Genomic DNA, 14,702 nt, shown 5'->3' on the forward strand with positions numbered 1-14,702 from the left:
GGGTCCTGGTCATCATGGTCGTCCCGGTCGTCCCGGTCGTCCCGCTCAGAGCTTCTGGGCGAGCCGGTAGTAGGCCGCGTTCCACCGCACCTCGCGCTGGAACTCCCGCAGGGTGGTGGTGTCGTCGATGACGAGCAGCTCGGTCCGGGTCATGTCGGCGAAGTCCCGGATCACGTCGGCGCCCACCGCGGTGCTGAGGACCGTGTGGTGGGCGGCGCCGGCGGTGAGCCAGGCCGCGGCCGAGGTCGCGAGGTCGGGGTGCGGCCGCCAGACGGCCCGGGCCACCGGCAGGTTCGGGAGCGGGGCGTCCGGGGGCACGACGTCCACGGTGTTGGCGGTGAGCCGGAAGCGGTCCCGCATGTCGGACATCGCCACGACCACGCCGGGGCCGGCGTCGGTGTCGAAGACCAGGCGCACGGGGTCCTCCCGTCCGCCGATGCCCAGCGGGTGCACCTCGAGGGAGGGGCGCGCCGTGGTGAGGCTCGGGCAGACCTCCAGCATGTGGGCGCCGAGGATCTTCTCCTCCCCCGGCACCAGGTGGTACGTGTAGTCCTCCATGAGGGACGCGCCCCCGGGCAGCCCGGCGCCCATGACCTTGGCCGCCCGCACCAGCAGGGCCGTCTTCCAGTCGCCCTCCGCCCCGAACCCGTAGCCGCGGGCCATGAGCCGCTGCACGGCGAGGCCCGGCAGCTGGCGCAGCCCGCCGAGGTCCTCGAAGTTCGTGGTGAAGGCCCCGAAGCCGCCCTCCTCCAGGAACTGGAGCATCCCGAGCTCCTGCCGGGCCCCGTAGCGCAGGGACTCGTGGCGCTCGCCGCCGCGGCGCAGCTCGGGGGCCACGTCGTAGAGCTCCTCGTACTCGGCGACGAGCTCGTCCACGCGGTCCTCGGACTGGGCGTCCACCACGGCCACGAGGTCGTTGACGCCCCAGGTGTTCACGGAGACCCCGAACTGCAGCTCGGCCTCCGTCTTGTCGCCCTCGGTCACGGCGACGTTGCGCATGTTGTCGCCGAACCGGGCCACCCTGAGCCCCTGGACCGCCGCGCGGCCGGCGCACGCGCGCTGCCAGGAGGCGATCTGCGCGGTGACGCCGGGGGTCGAGACGTGGCCCACCACGGTCTTGCGCGGGACGTCGAGCCGGGTCTGGATGTAGCCGAACTCCCGGTCGCCGTGCGCGGCCTGGTTGAGGTTCATGAAGTCGAAGTCGATCTCGCCCCACGGCAGCTCGACGTTGATCTGGGTGTGCAGGTGGAGCAGCGGCTTGCGCAGGGCGTCGAGGCCGGTGATCCACATCTTGGCGGGGCTGAAGGTGTGCATCCAGGCGATCGCCCCGATCACGCCGTCCGCGGCGTTGAGCTCGAGGGCCGTGCGGCGGATCGAGTCCGCGTCCTTCAGCGTGGGCTTCCAGACCACCTCGACGGGCAGCCCGGCCTCGCCCAGCACGCGGACGATCTCGCGGGACTGCTCGGCCACCTGGCGCAGGGTGTCCTCGCCGTAGAGGTCCTGGCTGCCGGTGAGGAACCAGACCTCGTAGTGGTCAAGGGCGGTGGGCAGAGGATTCACGGGTGAGCGCTCCTGGGGTGGTGGGGACGGCCGCGGGCTGCTGGCCGTAGACGTTCTGGTAGCGGTCGAACAGGGAGTCGACGTGCGCGGGGTCGATGGGCAGCGGCTCGCCCAGCTGGCGGGAGAGGTGCACGGTGCGGGCCACGTCCTCGAGCATGGCCGCGGCCTTGACGGCGTCGCGGGCGTCCTTGCCGATGGTGAACGGCCCGTGGCTGAGCATGAGGACCGCGCGGGAGCGGTGGCCGGAGAGGGTCTCCACGATGCCGCGGCCGATCGAGTCGTCGCCGATGATCGCGAAGGGCCCCACGGGGATCTCCCCGCCGAACTCGTCCGCCATGGCCGTCAGGACGCAGGGGATAGCCTCGCCGCGGGCCGCCCAGGCCGTGGCGTAGGGGGAGTGGGTGTGGACCACTCCCCCGACCTCCGGCATGTGCCGGTAGACGTAGGCGTGGGCGGCGGTGTCGCTGGACGGCGAGCGCTCCGCGCCGGGGGTGCCGGGGACCGGCCGGCCGTCCAGGTCGCACAGGATCTGGTTCTCCGGGCCGAGGTCGTCGTAGCTCACCCCGCTGGGCTTGATCACGAAGAGGTCCGTGCCGGGGACCCGCCCGGACACGTTGCCCGCCGTCCAGACCACCAGCCCGTAGCGGACCAGTTCGGCGTGCAGGTCCGCGACCTCGCGCCGCACGCGGGCGATCCGCTCCTCGAGCTCGGGCGTCAGGGCGTTCACGCGGAGACCTCCTGGGTGGAGCGGGCGTTGCGCCGGAGCGCCTTGAGCCGGCGCATGACGTCGCTGCCGCCGCGGCCGAAGTGGTCGTGCAGCGCGGTGTAGTCCTCGTAGAGGACGGAGTAGGCCTCGGTGTGCGCGGGGTTCGGGGTGTAGGCGTTGCGCTCGAGCCGGCCCATCGCCGCGGCGGCCGTCCGGACGTCCGGGTAGGCGCCGGCGGCCACGGCCGCGTGGATGGCGGAGCCCAGGGCCGGGCCCTGGTCGCTGCCGATCACCGAGATCGGCATGCCGAGCACGTCGGCGTAGATCTGCATGAGGAACGCGTTCTTGATCAGCCCGCCGGCCGCCACGAACTCGGTGACGGGGATCCCGGAGGCGGCGAAGGCCTCCACGATCGTGCGGGTCCCGAAGGCGGTGGCCTCCAGCAGGGCGCGGTAGACCTCGTGCGGGCGGGTGGCCAGGGTGAGGCCGACGAGCAGCCCGGAGAGCTCGTGGTCCACGAGCACGGACCGGTTGCCGGACTGCCAGTCCAGGGCCAGGAGCCCGTGCGCGCCCACCGGTTCGCGGCTCGCCTGCTCGGTGAGCAGCTCGTGCACGCTCAGCCCGCGCTCGGCGGCCTCCTCCTGGAGCCGCCCCGGCACGAAGTGGGCCGTGAACCAGCCGAAGATGTCGCCCACCCCGGACTGCCCGGCCTCGTAGCCGTAGAGCCCGTCGATGATCCCGCCGTCCACCACGCCGCACATCCCGGGGACCTCGCGCAGGGTGTCGGAGCTCATCACGTGGCAGGTGGAGGTGCCCATGATCGCCACCATCTGACCCGGCGCGGTGGCCCGGGCGGCGGGGGCGCTCACGTGCGCGTCGACGTTGCCCACCGCCACGGCGATGCCGGCGGGCAGGCCCGTCCACTCCGCGGCCTGGGCGCTGAGCGTGCCCGCGGCGGTGCCGAGGGCCCCGATCGGGTGGTCGACCTTGTCCTGCGCGAAGCCGGCGAACCCGGGGTTGAGGGCGCCGAGGAACTCGCGGTCGGGGTACTCGCCGTCCTGCAGGATGCCCTTGTACCCGGCGGAGCACGCGTTGCGCACGTAGCTGCCCGTCAGCTGCCACACGATCCAGTCGGCGGCCTCCACCCAGTGGTCCATCATGTGGTACAGCTCGGGGTCCTCCTCGAGCAGCTGCAGGCCCTTGGCGAACTCCCACTCGCTCGAGATGAGACCGCCGTAGCGGGCCAGCCAGCGCTCTCCGCGCCGGGCCGCGAGATCGTTGATGCGGTCCGCCTGGCCCTGCGCGGCGTGGTGGCGCCACAGCTTCACGTAGGCGTGCGGGCGGCCCGCCAGGCCGGGCAGCTCGTTGAGGGGCGTGCCGTCGGCCCGGACGGGGACCATGGTGCACGCGGTGAAGTCGGTGCCCACGCCCACCACGGCGCTCGGGTCCACGCCGGCGGCGCGGACGGCGGCGGGCACCGCCTGCCGCAGGACGTCCACGTAGTCGGCGGGGACCTGGAGCGCCCACTCGGGCGGCAGGGCCTCCCCCGTGGCGGCGAGCACGGTGTCCATCACGCCGTGCTCGTACTCGTGCACCGCGGAGCCCATCTCGGCGCCGTCGTGCACCCGCACGACGACGGCCCGCCCCGACAGGGTGCCGTAGTCGACGCCGATGACGTACGTGGGATCTGGGCTGGGCTGGCTCACGGAGGACCTCGTTGTCGTTCGAGCCGCACGTTCCGCAAGGGGCGGCCGCCGGCCGGCCCACCTCGGAATGTGAACGGTCACATCTGATGTTCGGGCCAACCTACCGCAGCGTGGAAGCACGTGTCGCACATCACTTGATAACAGTTTGGTAACGGCGTGGCCGGGGTTCCATCAGCCCTGGTCGGAGGCGGGCGCGGCCGTGGACTCGCGGACCACGAGCACGGGCTCCACGTCCCCCGGCCGGACCGGCTGCTCCCCCCGCAGCTCCGCGAGCAGCACGGCCATGCAGCGCCGGCCCAGCTCGGGGAAGTCCTGGCGCACCGTGGTCAGCGGCGGCAGGAAGTGCGCGGCCTCCGGGACGTCGTCGAAGCCCACCACGCTGACGTCCCCGGGCACGTCCAGCCCGGCCTCGGCGAACGCGTGGACGAGACCGAGCGCGATGTGGTCGTTGCCGCAGAAGACCGCGCTGAACCCCCGGCGCCCGCGCAGTCCGAGCCCCGCGCGGTAGCCGGAGTCCGCGGTCCACGCCCCGGCGGGGACCACCACGGGCTCGAACCCCCAGGCGGTCATCTCCTCGCGGTAGCCCTGGCGGCGGGCGTCCGTCTCGACCCACCCCTCGGGGCCGGGGACGTGGACCACGCGGTGGTGCCCCAGCTCCAGCAGGTGGCGGGTGGCCAACCGGGCGCCGGCCAGCTGGTCGACCGACATCCGGTGGTCCTCGCTGTGCAGGGAGTGCACGGTGACGAACGGGATCCGGATGGACAGCTGCTCGATCACCTCCAGCGTGCGCGACTGCGGTGCGAGGATCACCAGCCCCTCCACCGCGTGGCCGACCATCCGGTCCAGGGCCGACTCGATCGAGGCGCGGTCCGCGTGGTCGATGTGGGCGGTGTCCACGACGTAGCCGGCCTCGTCGGCCGCCGTCTCGACCGCCCGGAGGCTGGCCGACGGGCCGTACTCGGCGCCCGAGGAGACGAGGGCGCCGATGGTCCTCGACTCGCTCGTGACCAGGGCGCGGGCGGCCCGGTTGGGCCGGAAGCGCAGCTCCTCCATGGCCTGCAGCACCCGCTGCCGGGTCGAGTCGCGCAGCGCGGGGTGCCCGTTGATCACCCGGGAGACCGTCTGGTGGGAGACCCCGGCCGCGCGGGCCACGTCCCGGATGTTGGGGGCGCGCGGAGGCCGTGCGGAGTTCGCACCACCCTCGACGGTCATGGCCAGAACGGTACTGCACGGCACCGGACGGACCCAGTGGAGGGGTCCCCGGAAGGGATCTCCCTCCCCCCGGTGCTTGCGCGGCGGACACGTCGCACCGCATGGTGGTCCCCGGCGCCCCCGGAACCCGGGCCGCCGTCCCCCGGGCACCCGGGAGACCCTCCACCGATCGCGGAACGGGATTCTACGCATGGAGCAACGCACACTCGGCAGGACCGGACGGAAGGTCTCCACCGTGGGCCTGGGCACGTGGCAGCTGGGCGCGGACTGGGGGGACGTCGACCCCGCCGAGGCCACCGCTGTCCTGGAGGCCGCCGTGGAGTCGGGGGTCACGTTCTTCGACACCGCCGACGTCTACGGCGACGGCCGCAGCGAGCAGACCATCGGCGCGTTCCTGCGCGAGCGCCCCGACCTGGACATCACCGTGGCCACGAAGATGGGCCGCCGCGCGGACCAGGTCCCGGAGAACTACACCCTCGCGAACTTCCGGCAGTGGGTGGACCGCTCGCGCCGGAACCTGGGCACCGACACCCTCGACCTGGTCCAGCTGCACTGCCCGCCCACGCCGGTCTACAGCGACCAGGAGGTCTACGACGCCCTGGACACCCTGGTCCAGGAGGGCGCGATCCGCCACTACGGCGTCAGCGTGGAGCGCACCGACGAGGCGCTGGCGGCCATCGCCCGCGGGAGCACCGCCACCGTCCAGATCATCCTCAACGCCTTCCGCCTCAAGCCGCTGGACGCCGTGCTGCCGGCGGCGAAGGAGGCCGGGGTGGGGATCATCGCCCGGGTGCCGCTGGCCTCGGGGCTGCTGTCCGGGAAGTACACGGCGGACACCCGGTTCGCGGCCGACGACCACCGGAACTACAACCGCGGCGGCGAGGCCTTCGACGTCGGCGAGACGTTCTCCGGGGTGGACTTCCAGCGCGGCCTCGAGGCCGTCCGCGAGTTCGCCGGGCTGCTCCCGGACGGGGTGACCACGGCGCAGGCCGCGATCGCGTGGATCATCGCCCAGGACGGCGTCAGCACCGTGATCCCCGGGGCGCGCAGCGTGGAGCAGGTCCGCGGCAACGCCTCGGCGGCGGACACCGGGGACCTGGGCCGGGAGATCGACGCCGGGGTCCGCAGGATCTACGACGCGTACTTCCGGGCGGACATCCACCCCCGCTGGTGAGCCCCTCCGGCACCTCCCCGGAAGAGCCCGGGGAGGTGCCGGGGCGGTGCCGCCCGGGGCGGCGCCAGCTCGTAGGATGGTCCGGATCCACCCGTGAAAGCGAGCCGCCCCGATGTCCCCCAGCCCCGCCGCGGACCACCCCGGCCCCGTACCCGACGGTCTCGCACGACTGACGGAGATCGACCTGGCCTCGGAGCCGATCTTCCTCATGGCCCGGGCGGCGGCGCTGGGCTCGTCGACGGCCAACCAGGGGCTCGCCCCGCTCGGGCTGAAGGTCCGCAGCTACTCCCTCCTGGCGGCGGCCTGCAGCGGCACGGGGCCGACGCAGCGGGAGCTCGGCGAGCTGCTGCGGATGAAGCCCAGCCAGACCGTGGCCCTCCTCGACGAGCTGGAGCAGCGCGGCCTGGTGGAGCGGCAGGCCGACCCCCGGGATCGCCGCTCCAAGATCGTGGCCCCCACCGGTGCGGGGCGGGAGCTCTACGCGAGCGCCAAGGCGGCGGTGGACCTCGCCGCCGAGAGGTCGCTCGGGGACCTCCGGCCTCAGGACCGGGAGGACCTGGCACGCCTGCTGCGACAGGTCGCCTTCTGACGTCAGGGGGGGGGACGTGCACCGGGCACCCCCCGCCAGCTGTGACCCTTGACACACCAGACTGACGGGCGCAGGATCAGTTCACTAACTGAACTGTTCACTTCTGGAGGTATCTCGTGGTCCGCTCCCCCCGGTTCCGTCGCACCGCGCTCGTCCCGGTCGCCGCCCTGGCCACCACCCTGGCCACCACCGCCGGCATCCTCCCCGCCGTGGCCGCCCCGGGCGCCTCCGTCGTCGCCTCCCCCGGCACGGCCGCCTCGGCGGCCCCGACCGTGGCCACCGGAACCCTGGACAACGGTGCCGCCTGGCGGGCGGAGGTGCCGGCGGACTGGAACGGCAAGGTGGTCCTGTTCGCCCACGGCTTCCGCCCCGGGCCCGCCAACCCCGCCTGGGACGCCGGGTTCGACCCGACGGCGCAGGAACTGATCCGCCGGGGCTACGCCGTCGCGTCGTCGTCCTACGCCGCGACCGGATGGGCCCTGGAGACGGCCGTCCAGGACCAGCTGGACACCCTCGCGGCCTTCGAGCAGCGCTTCGGCGAGGCCGACCGGGTCATCGCCATGGGCCGCTCCATGGGCGGGCTCGTCACGAGTCTGATGGCGGAGGTGCCGGGGGCCGGCATCGACGGCGCCGTCAGCACCTGCGGGCTGGTGGGCGGCGGTGTGGCCCTGAACAACTACCAGCTGGATGCCGCCCACGCCGCGGCGGAGCTGCTGCTGCCGGGTCAGGACGTGCAGCTGACCGGCTTCACCGCCCCGGGCCAGTCCGGCGCGACGATCACCGCGCTGCGCGAGGCCCTGGAGGAGGCCCGCGGCTCCGCGGAGGGCCGGGCCCGCATCGCCCTGGTGGCGGCCCTGCTGCACACCCCCACGGAACTGGACGGCGTGGACGCCGAGGACCCCGAGGTGCTGGCGGCCGCCCAGGCCGAACTGGTGCTGCAGACCCTGCCGACCGTCATCGAGCGCCGCCACACCATCGTCGAGGCCGCCGGCGGCGACAGCGGCTGGACCGCCGGGGTCGACTACGCCCGGCTGCTGCGCTCCTCCGACCAGCGCCACCAGGTCCGGCACCTGTACCGGCTCGCCGGCCTCGATCTCGCCGCGGACCTCGGGACGCTGAGCCGCAGCGCCGACATCACCCCGGACGAGGACGGCCTGGAGTGGATGCTGCGGACCTCGACGCCCACCGGCGAGCTGCAGGTCCCCGTGCTGGCCACCCACACGCTGGTCGACCTGCTGGCCCCGGTCGAGTACCAGGAGGAGTACGCCGAGACGGTCCGCCGGGCCGGCGAGCAGTCCCTGTTCCGGCAGGCCTTCGTGGACCGGGAGGGGCACTGCACCTTCACCGTCGCCGAGAACGTCGCCGCCGTCGAGGCCATGGACGAGCGCCTGGAGACGGGCCGCTGGGGATCCCTCGCCAGGACGGCCTCGCTCCAGCGCAGCGCCGAGTCCCTCGATCTCGACGGCGCAGCCTTCGTCGACCACCGACCGGACGAGTTCGTCGGCGACCGCACCTGGTACGCCGCGCCCTGATCCGGGGCCCTGCAGGATGCGGACCGGGCGGGACCCCAGGGGTTCCCGCCCGGTTCCCGCGGTCCGGCTAGGAGATCTGCAGCCCCCCGTTGATGTCGTAGGTCGCCGCGGTGATGAATCCGGCGTCCTGTCCCACGAGGAACGCGAGCAGGGCCGCCATGTCCCGCACGGTGCCCACACGCCCCACCAGGATGTCCTTGGACATGTCCGCCTTGCGCTCGTCGCTCAGCGTGCCGCCCATGATGTCGGTGTCCACGGGACCGGGGGCGATGCAGTTCACGGTGATCCCGTGCTCGCCCATCTCGCGCGCCACGGCCCGGGTGAAGCCGATGATCGCGGCCTTGGACGCGCTGTAGGCCACCTTGGAGTAGGTCCCGCCGCCGCGCTGGGCGGAGATCGAGGAGACGCTGACCACGCGGCCGAGCTTGCGCTCGATCATCCCGGCCAGCACTCGCTGGGTCATCATGAACGTGCCGGTCATGTTGATGGCGAAGACCCGGTCCCACGCCTCCCGGGTCTCCTGCATGAACTCCGTGGGCGAGCTGATGCCCGCGAGGTTGACGAGGGCCACGATCGGCGGGAGCTCCGCCTCGACCCGTGCGACGGACTCGTCCACGGAGGCCTGGTCGGACACGTCCGTGCGCAGCCCGAGGGCCTGCACCCCGTGCCGTCCGGCGATGTCCTGGGCGGCCTCCGCGGCGGCCTCGCCGTCGATGTCGAGGACGGCGACGTTCCAGCCCTGGCTCGCGAGCAGGTCGGCGGTGGCGCGGCCGATGCCGCGCGGGGAGGCGGCGCCGGTGAGCACGGCGGTGCGCTCGGCGGGGAAGGCGATGGTCTCGGTCATGTCAGTCATCTCCTGTGCTGTGGGGAAAGGGTCCGGTTGCCGGGTCGGGACCGCCGGGTGCGGTCCCGCCGCCGATGTAGTGCTCGTAGTCGGCGTAGGTCTGGTCGATGTGGGCCTCCATGGCCTTGCGCGCCGTCTCGGGGTCGCGGGTGCCGATGGCCTCCAGGACGAGCCGGTGGTGCTCGATGGCGTGCCGCTGCACCTCGGGGAAGGCGGAGGTCGCCCGCCGCTCGGCGTAGAGCAGCTGGGAGAGCTGGGCCAGCAGGACGGGCACGAACGGATTGCCCGAGGCCCGGAGCACCACGTCGTGGAAGGCCATGTCGGCGCGGGTGACCTCGTCCAGGTCCTGCGCCTCGTGCGCGCGCTCGAGGTCCCGGACCGCGGTCTCCATCGCGGCGAGGTCCTCCGGGGTGACGTGCACGGCGGCCAGCTCCGCGGAGCCGGTCTCCACCATGCGCCGCACCTCCAGCAGCCGCAGCGCCACCTGGTGGGAGGTCGCCCCCCGGGAGGCGGCCTTCAGGATCGCCTCGAGGCCGGTCCACGCGTCGGGGGGGTTGACGTAGGTCCCGAGGCCGCGCCGCACGTAGACGATGTTCTGCGCCTGGAGCGCCTTGAGGGCCTCGCGCACGGTGAGCCGGCTGACGTCGGACTCCCGGGCGATCTCCGCCTCGGGGGGCAGAGCCTCGTGCGCGCCCACCTCGCCCTCGAGGATGCGTTCGAGCAGGTCCTCGGCGACGGCCTCGACCAGCGACTTCCTAGCCATCGGCTCGCCGCCGCGCCGCGGCCCTCACGGGGGGAGCGGTGCGCACGTCGGGATCGGGGTTCACGGCGCGTACCTACCTCTTGTCAGACGTCATATGTGTGACTAGCCTCACATGGAGCGCCGCTCTCGTCAATTCCCGCGCCCGGGCAGCAGCCCGGCCGTCCCACGTCCCCGAGGAGCCGATCACCGTGGATCTGCAACTACTCCTGGCACTCGTGCTGGGCATCGCCACCATCATCGTCCTGGTGCTGCGCACGCGCCTGGACGCGTTCGTGGCACTGCTCATCGCCGCCCTCGTCACCGGTCTGGTCGCGGGCCAGCCGGTGCTCGACATCGTCTCGGCCATCACCACCGGCTTCGGCAACACCCTGGCCTCGATCGGCATCGTGATCGGCCTCGGCGTGGGCATCGGCAAGATCCTCGAGGTGTCGGGGGCCGCCAACGCGCTCGCCCTCGCCTTCCTCCGCGTCTTCGGCCACGGCCGCGAGCCATGGGCGATGGGCAGCGTGGGCGCCCTGGTCTCGATCCCCGTGTTCTGCGACTCCGGCTACGTGATCATGAACCCGCTCGCCCGGTCCATCGCCCGGGTGAAGCGCGCCGGCTACGTGACCCTCGCCCTGGCGCTGGGCTGCGGCATGACGCTCACCCACCACCTCGTGCCGCCCACCCCGGGCCCCCTGGCCGTGGCCGGCATCCTCGGCGCGGACATCGGAGCGATCATCCTCGTCGGCCTGGCCTTCACCGTGCTCCTGCTGCCCGTCGTGGTCTTCTACGCCAAGTGGATCGGCCCCCAGCTCGAGCCCAAGATCGAGGAGCACGTGCGCGAGGCCGTCTACGGCACCGTTGCCACGGCCGGCGTCGGGGGCAGCTCCCGTGTCGGGAGCACGGACCTGGAGGACGGCCCCCGGGACGGTCTCGACGACGAGGCGGCTCAGGCGCCCGCCGCGGAGCCGTCCCACGACCTCGGCGAGCCGCCGGCCGGCGCCGAGCCGCACCGGATCGGCGCGTTCGTCGGATCCCTGCCGCTGGTCATCCCGCTGCTGCTGATCATCCTCAACACGGTCACCGGCGCGATCGACCAGAACGCCCAGGGGGTCGTGGGCGGCGACGGGTACGAGCCCTCCGCCTGGGCGGTCCCGTTCGCCTTCATCGGCAACCCGGTGGTCGCGCTGATCATCGGCATGGTCCTGGCCCTCTACGTGCTCCTGCCCCGGTGGACGCCCCGGAACAAGGCACACGGCTGGTTCGCCGAGGCCGCGGCCTCGGCCGGTCTGATCCTGCTCATCACGGGCGCCGGCGGCGCGCTCGGCCAGGTGCTCCGCAGCTCCGGCGTGGGCGACGCCCTGGCCGAGGCCATCGCCTCCACCCCGCTGCCCGCGTTCCTCGTGCCGTTCCTCATCGCCACCCTCGTGCGCATCGCCCAGGGCTCCGGCACGGTGGCCATGATCACCGCGGCCTCCGTCTCGGCGCCGCTGGTGACCACCCTGGGCATCGACCCCGTCGTCGCCGCCGTGGCCTGCACGGCGGGCTCCATGGTGTTCAGCTACTTCAACGACTCCTACTTCTGGGTGGTCACCCGCTTCACCGGGCTGGAGGGCACGGACGCGCTGAAGGGCTGGTCCGGGATCACCACCGCCGTCTGGGCCGGGTCCATCCCGCTGCTGTTCGTCCTCAACCTCATCCTGGGCTGACCGCGGCAGGACGACGACAGGTCTCCGGCACAGGACCGGACAGCACCGGTCGGGACGGGGCGGCGTGCCGGGGCACGCCGCCCCGTCTACGCTGTCCGGAGATCCTCCCTCCCGCGTCCTGAAAGGGTGTGCCGTGCTCACCAACGCGTCATCGGCCACGGGCCGGCGGGCCCGCCTCGGCTTCGGCTTCCTCGGCGTGGTGCTGATCGCGGTCAACCTGCGGGTCGGCTTCGTGACCGTGGGGCCGCTGCTCGAGGAGATCAGCCGCGACCTCGGCATCTCGGCGGGCCAGGCCGGGCTGCTGGCCGGGCTGCCGCTGGCCATGTTCGCCCTGTTCTCCCCCGTGGCCCCGGCGGTGGCCGCCCGGACCGGCCTGGACCGGGCCCTGTGGCTGTCGCTGCTGCTGCTCGCGGCCGGGATCGCCGGCCGTTCCGCCCAGGTGGAGGGCGCCGTGTGGGTGGGCACGGCGGTGATCGGCATCGGCATCGCGTTCCTCAACGTGCTGCTGCCCTCGCTGGTGAAGCGGGAGTTCCCGCTGCGCGTGAGCCAGGTGACCGGCGTGTACACGTCGATCCAGGGCGCGGTGGCCGCGGCCGGCTCGGCGCTGGTGGTCCCGATCGCCCACTCCGGGCCGGCGGGCTGGCGCCTGGCCCTGGCGGTGTGGGCGGTGCCGGCCGTCGTGGCGCTGGTGGTGCTCTCGCCCGGGCTGCGGACCGGGAGCTCCGGGCCGGCGGTCCCCGCGGCGGAACCGGGCCCCTACCGGTCCCCGTGGCGGTCGGCGCTGGGCTGGCAGGTCACCCTGTTCATGGGCCTGCAGTCGGTGGCGTTCTACGTGCTCATGGCGTGGCTGCCGAGCATCGAGCGCAGCCACGGCGTCTCGGCGACCGCCGCGGGCACGCACATGGCGCTGTTCCTGCTGATCGGGATGGGCGCCAGCCTGGGCACCGGGGCGCTCATGCACCGGCTGGGCGACCAGCGGCCCGTGGCCTTCGCGGGCAGCGCCCTGGCCCTGGCCACCTTCGCGGGGCTGGCCGCCGCGCCGGAGCTGACGCTGCTGTGGATCGTGCTCGGGTCGATCGGCTGCGGCAGCCTCATCGTCGTCGCGCTGTCCCTGTTCAGCCTCCGGTCCACCGACCACCGCCAGGCGGCGGCCCTGTCCGGGATGGCCCAGTCCGTGGGCTACGCGCTGGCCGCGATCGCCCCCGCCGTCTTCGGCGCCCTCTACGACGCCGGAGGGCGGTGGGAGCCGCCCCTGCTGCTCATGGCGGGTCTCATGGCGGTGCTGTGCGTCGTGGCCCTCTTCGCCGGGCGCGACCGCGTCATCGGGGCGGGCCGCTGAGCGGTCCGGCCCGCCAGCCACGGCGGAACGCCGCCCGGCCACGGGGGCCGGGCGGCGTTCCGGTGGGGACTGCCGGGCGCCCGAGGGGCGCCGGAGCGGATCAGACCATGCGGCGCGGGGCGAACCACTCCTTGACCGGGGCCTTGAACGCGGTGACCAGCCACAGGACGTTCACCACGACCAGCACCAGCCCGAGGATCAGCAGGACGATCCCCAGCCCGCCGTAGGCCATCGCGCCGAGGAGGCCGATCAGGGTCCCGACCACGCTGAGGATGGACAGGACGATGCCCAGGACGCGGGCCCAGTTCTTGCCCTTCTTCAGGAAGACGTAGACGAGGGCGTACAGGCCCAGGGCGATCACCAGCATCACGATGCCGGTGATCTGCCCGATGCCCGAGGCCTGGTCGGCTGCCGCGATCTGGTCGGCGGACAGGCCCATCTCCCGGTACATCTCGGTGGTGTCCACGGTGGTCGCGGCGATGATCCCCACGATGTCGTTGAGCAGGTAGACGGCCGCGGAGACGAGGGTCAGGGTCAGGAGCCGCTTGACCTCGGGGGGCGCGGCGCCGGGGTGCCCGCCCTGGTGGGCTCCGTACTGATCGCCGCCGGCCTGGTACTGCGGCGGGCCGCCGCGGGCGCCCTCGGGCTGCTGGGGATAGGGGTTGCTCATGAGGATCTCCTTCGGTGGAACGGCAACGGCACAGGATGCGCCCTCCCATCCTCCCCCGCGGTGTGCGATCGCACCTCCGTCTTCAGGACGAGGCGTGTCCCCCGCCCCGGGCCCTGCGCCCTGGGGCCCGCGAGATCGCAGGTGTCGGCGACAGCGGCGCCCCCGGTCGCCGGCAGCTGCCATCTCGCGGGAGAAGGGAGGGGTCAGGTGGCGAGGGTCGCGTAGACCACGTAGTTGTCGTCGAACAGGCCGGTGGCGGGGTCGTAGCCGTCGCACGTGATCAGGCGCAGCTCCGCCCCGGCCGTGTTGCCGTAGACGGCCCGTGTGGGAAATGCGTTCTTGGCGTGCTGCTCCCCGCGGTCGACGACGAACACCGCCGTGCTGCCGTCCGCCCGCGCGATCTCCACGGTGTCGCCGGGGGCCAGCCCGCGCAGCCCCGCGAAGACACCGGGCCCGCCGTCGGTCGCGTTGACGTGGCCGAGCAGGACGGCCGGCCCCCGCTCCCCCGGCGTGGGCGAGGACGTGTACCAGGAGGCCGGGGCCCCGGGACCGGTCGGCGGCACCTCCAGCGAGCCGTCCGGGCGCAGGCCCAGGTGCAGCAGCTCGGACGAGGCCCCCACCGCGGGGATCCGCACCGCCACGGGCGCGGACCCCGGCAGCACCGGCGGCAGCGCCTCGGGCGCCGGGGCGGCGGACGGCGCGGGAGCCGGTGCGGTGGGCGCGGCCGTCGTACCCGGCGCCGGCGTCCGCGCCGGCGCGGCGGACACTGCCGACGACGACGGGGCAGCGGTCTGCGCGGGGGACCCGCCCGCGCAGCCGCTGAGCAGCAGGAGGACGACCGCCGCAGGGACCAGGCGGCCCCTGCGGCGGTCGGCGGTCGGATCCGGCACGGGGACCGGTCCCTCCGCCCGGACCG

Annotated in this window: 13 protein-coding genes; 5 read left to right on the forward strand and 8 right to left on the reverse strand. The window is 73.6% G+C overall.

Going from position 1 to position 14,702, the window contains the following annotated elements:
- Window positions 1–45: 45 nt before the first annotated feature.
- The 4 genes from araA to E7Z53_RS01540 form a co-directional block, all read right to left on the reverse strand.
- A complete protein-coding gene (gene araA / locus E7Z53_RS01525) occupies window positions 46–1,560 on the reverse strand; it encodes an L-arabinose isomerase (RefSeq protein WP_095650198.1) in 1,515 nt (504 codons plus the stop codon).
- Window positions 1,535–2,287, reverse strand: a complete 753-nt coding sequence (locus E7Z53_RS01530; protein WP_095650197.1) for an L-ribulose-5-phosphate 4-epimerase — start codon at window positions 2,285–2,287, stop codon at window positions 1,535–1,537. Before E7Z53_RS01530 ends, araA begins: the two co-directional genes overlap by 26 nt.
- Complete coding sequence (gene araB / locus E7Z53_RS01535; RefSeq protein WP_176337002.1) at window positions 2,284–3,972, reverse strand: ribulokinase; 1,689 nt, start codon at window positions 3,970–3,972, stop codon at window positions 2,284–2,286. Before araB ends, E7Z53_RS01530 begins: the two co-directional genes overlap by 4 nt.
- A 171-nt stretch (window positions 3,973–4,143) precedes the next feature.
- Window positions 4,144–5,184 (reverse strand): LacI family DNA-binding transcriptional regulator, encoded by a 1,041-nt coding sequence (locus tag E7Z53_RS01540; RefSeq protein ID WP_109221456.1) that lies wholly within the window; start codon window positions 5,182–5,184, stop codon window positions 4,144–4,146.
- Window positions 5,185–5,374: 190 nt separating this feature from the next.
- On the opposite strand from E7Z53_RS01540, the gene E7Z53_RS01545 reads away from it, so the two are divergent.
- The 3 genes from E7Z53_RS01545 (at window position 5,375) to E7Z53_RS01555 (ending at window position 8,479) form a co-directional block, all read left to right on the forward strand.
- Window positions 5,375–6,358 (forward strand): aldo/keto reductase, encoded by a 984-nt coding sequence (locus tag E7Z53_RS01545; protein ID WP_095650194.1) that lies wholly within the window; start codon window positions 5,375–5,377, stop codon window positions 6,356–6,358.
- Between the two features lie 112 nt (window positions 6,359–6,470).
- Window positions 6,471–6,947 (forward strand): MarR family winged helix-turn-helix transcriptional regulator, encoded by a 477-nt coding sequence (locus E7Z53_RS01550; RefSeq protein ID WP_176337003.1) that lies wholly within the window; start codon window positions 6,471–6,473, stop codon window positions 6,945–6,947.
- Window positions 6,948–7,063: 116 nt separating this feature from the next.
- On the forward strand, window positions 7,064–8,479 hold the full coding sequence (locus E7Z53_RS01555) for an alpha/beta hydrolase family protein (protein ID WP_176337004.1): 1,416 nt from the start codon (window positions 7,064–7,066) through the stop codon (window positions 8,477–8,479).
- A 67-nt stretch (window positions 8,480–8,546) separates the two neighbouring features.
- On the opposite strand, the gene E7Z53_RS01560 is transcribed toward E7Z53_RS01555, so the two are convergent.
- Together E7Z53_RS01560 and E7Z53_RS01565 are read right to left on the reverse strand one after the other, a co-directional pair.
- Complete coding sequence (locus E7Z53_RS01560; protein WP_035923560.1) at window positions 8,547–9,323, reverse strand: SDR family NAD(P)-dependent oxidoreductase; 777 nt, start codon at window positions 9,321–9,323, stop codon at window positions 8,547–8,549.
- 1 nt (window position 9,324) lies between these two features.
- Window positions 9,325–10,086 carry a FadR/GntR family transcriptional regulator gene (locus E7Z53_RS01565; protein WP_176337005.1) on the reverse strand — a complete coding sequence of 254 codons (762 nt, stop codon included), beginning with the start codon at window positions 10,084–10,086 and terminating at the stop codon, window positions 9,325–9,327.
- Window positions 10,087–10,274: 188 nt separating this feature from the next.
- Between E7Z53_RS01565 and E7Z53_RS01570 the strand changes: the two genes are divergently transcribed.
- Together E7Z53_RS01570 and E7Z53_RS01575 are read left to right on the forward strand one after the other, a co-directional pair.
- Window positions 10,275–11,777 (forward strand): GntP family permease, encoded by a 1,503-nt coding sequence (locus E7Z53_RS01570; RefSeq protein WP_035923564.1) that lies wholly within the window; start codon window positions 10,275–10,277, stop codon window positions 11,775–11,777.
- Window positions 11,778–11,910: 133 nt separating this feature from the next.
- Complete coding sequence (locus E7Z53_RS01575) at window positions 11,911–13,116, forward strand: MFS transporter (protein WP_369597935.1); 1,206 nt, start codon at window positions 11,911–11,913, stop codon at window positions 13,114–13,116.
- A 100-nt stretch (window positions 13,117–13,216) separates the two neighbouring features.
- Here E7Z53_RS01575 and E7Z53_RS01580 read toward each other — a convergent pair whose 3' ends face one another.
- Window positions 13,217–13,786, reverse strand: coding sequence for a hypothetical protein (locus tag E7Z53_RS01580; RefSeq protein ID WP_176337006.1), 570 nt, complete (start codon window positions 13,784–13,786; stop codon window positions 13,217–13,219).
- 203 nt (window positions 13,787–13,989) lie between these two features.
- Window positions 13,990–14,676, reverse strand: a complete 687-nt coding sequence (locus tag E7Z53_RS01585; protein ID WP_176337007.1) for a class F sortase — start codon at window positions 14,674–14,676, stop codon at window positions 13,990–13,992.
- Window positions 14,677–14,702: the final 26 nt, after the last annotated feature.

Source organism: Kocuria salina (assembly GCF_013368965.1).
Taxonomy (GTDB): Bacteria; Actinomycetota; Actinomycetes; order Actinomycetales; family Micrococcaceae; genus Kocuria; species Kocuria rosea.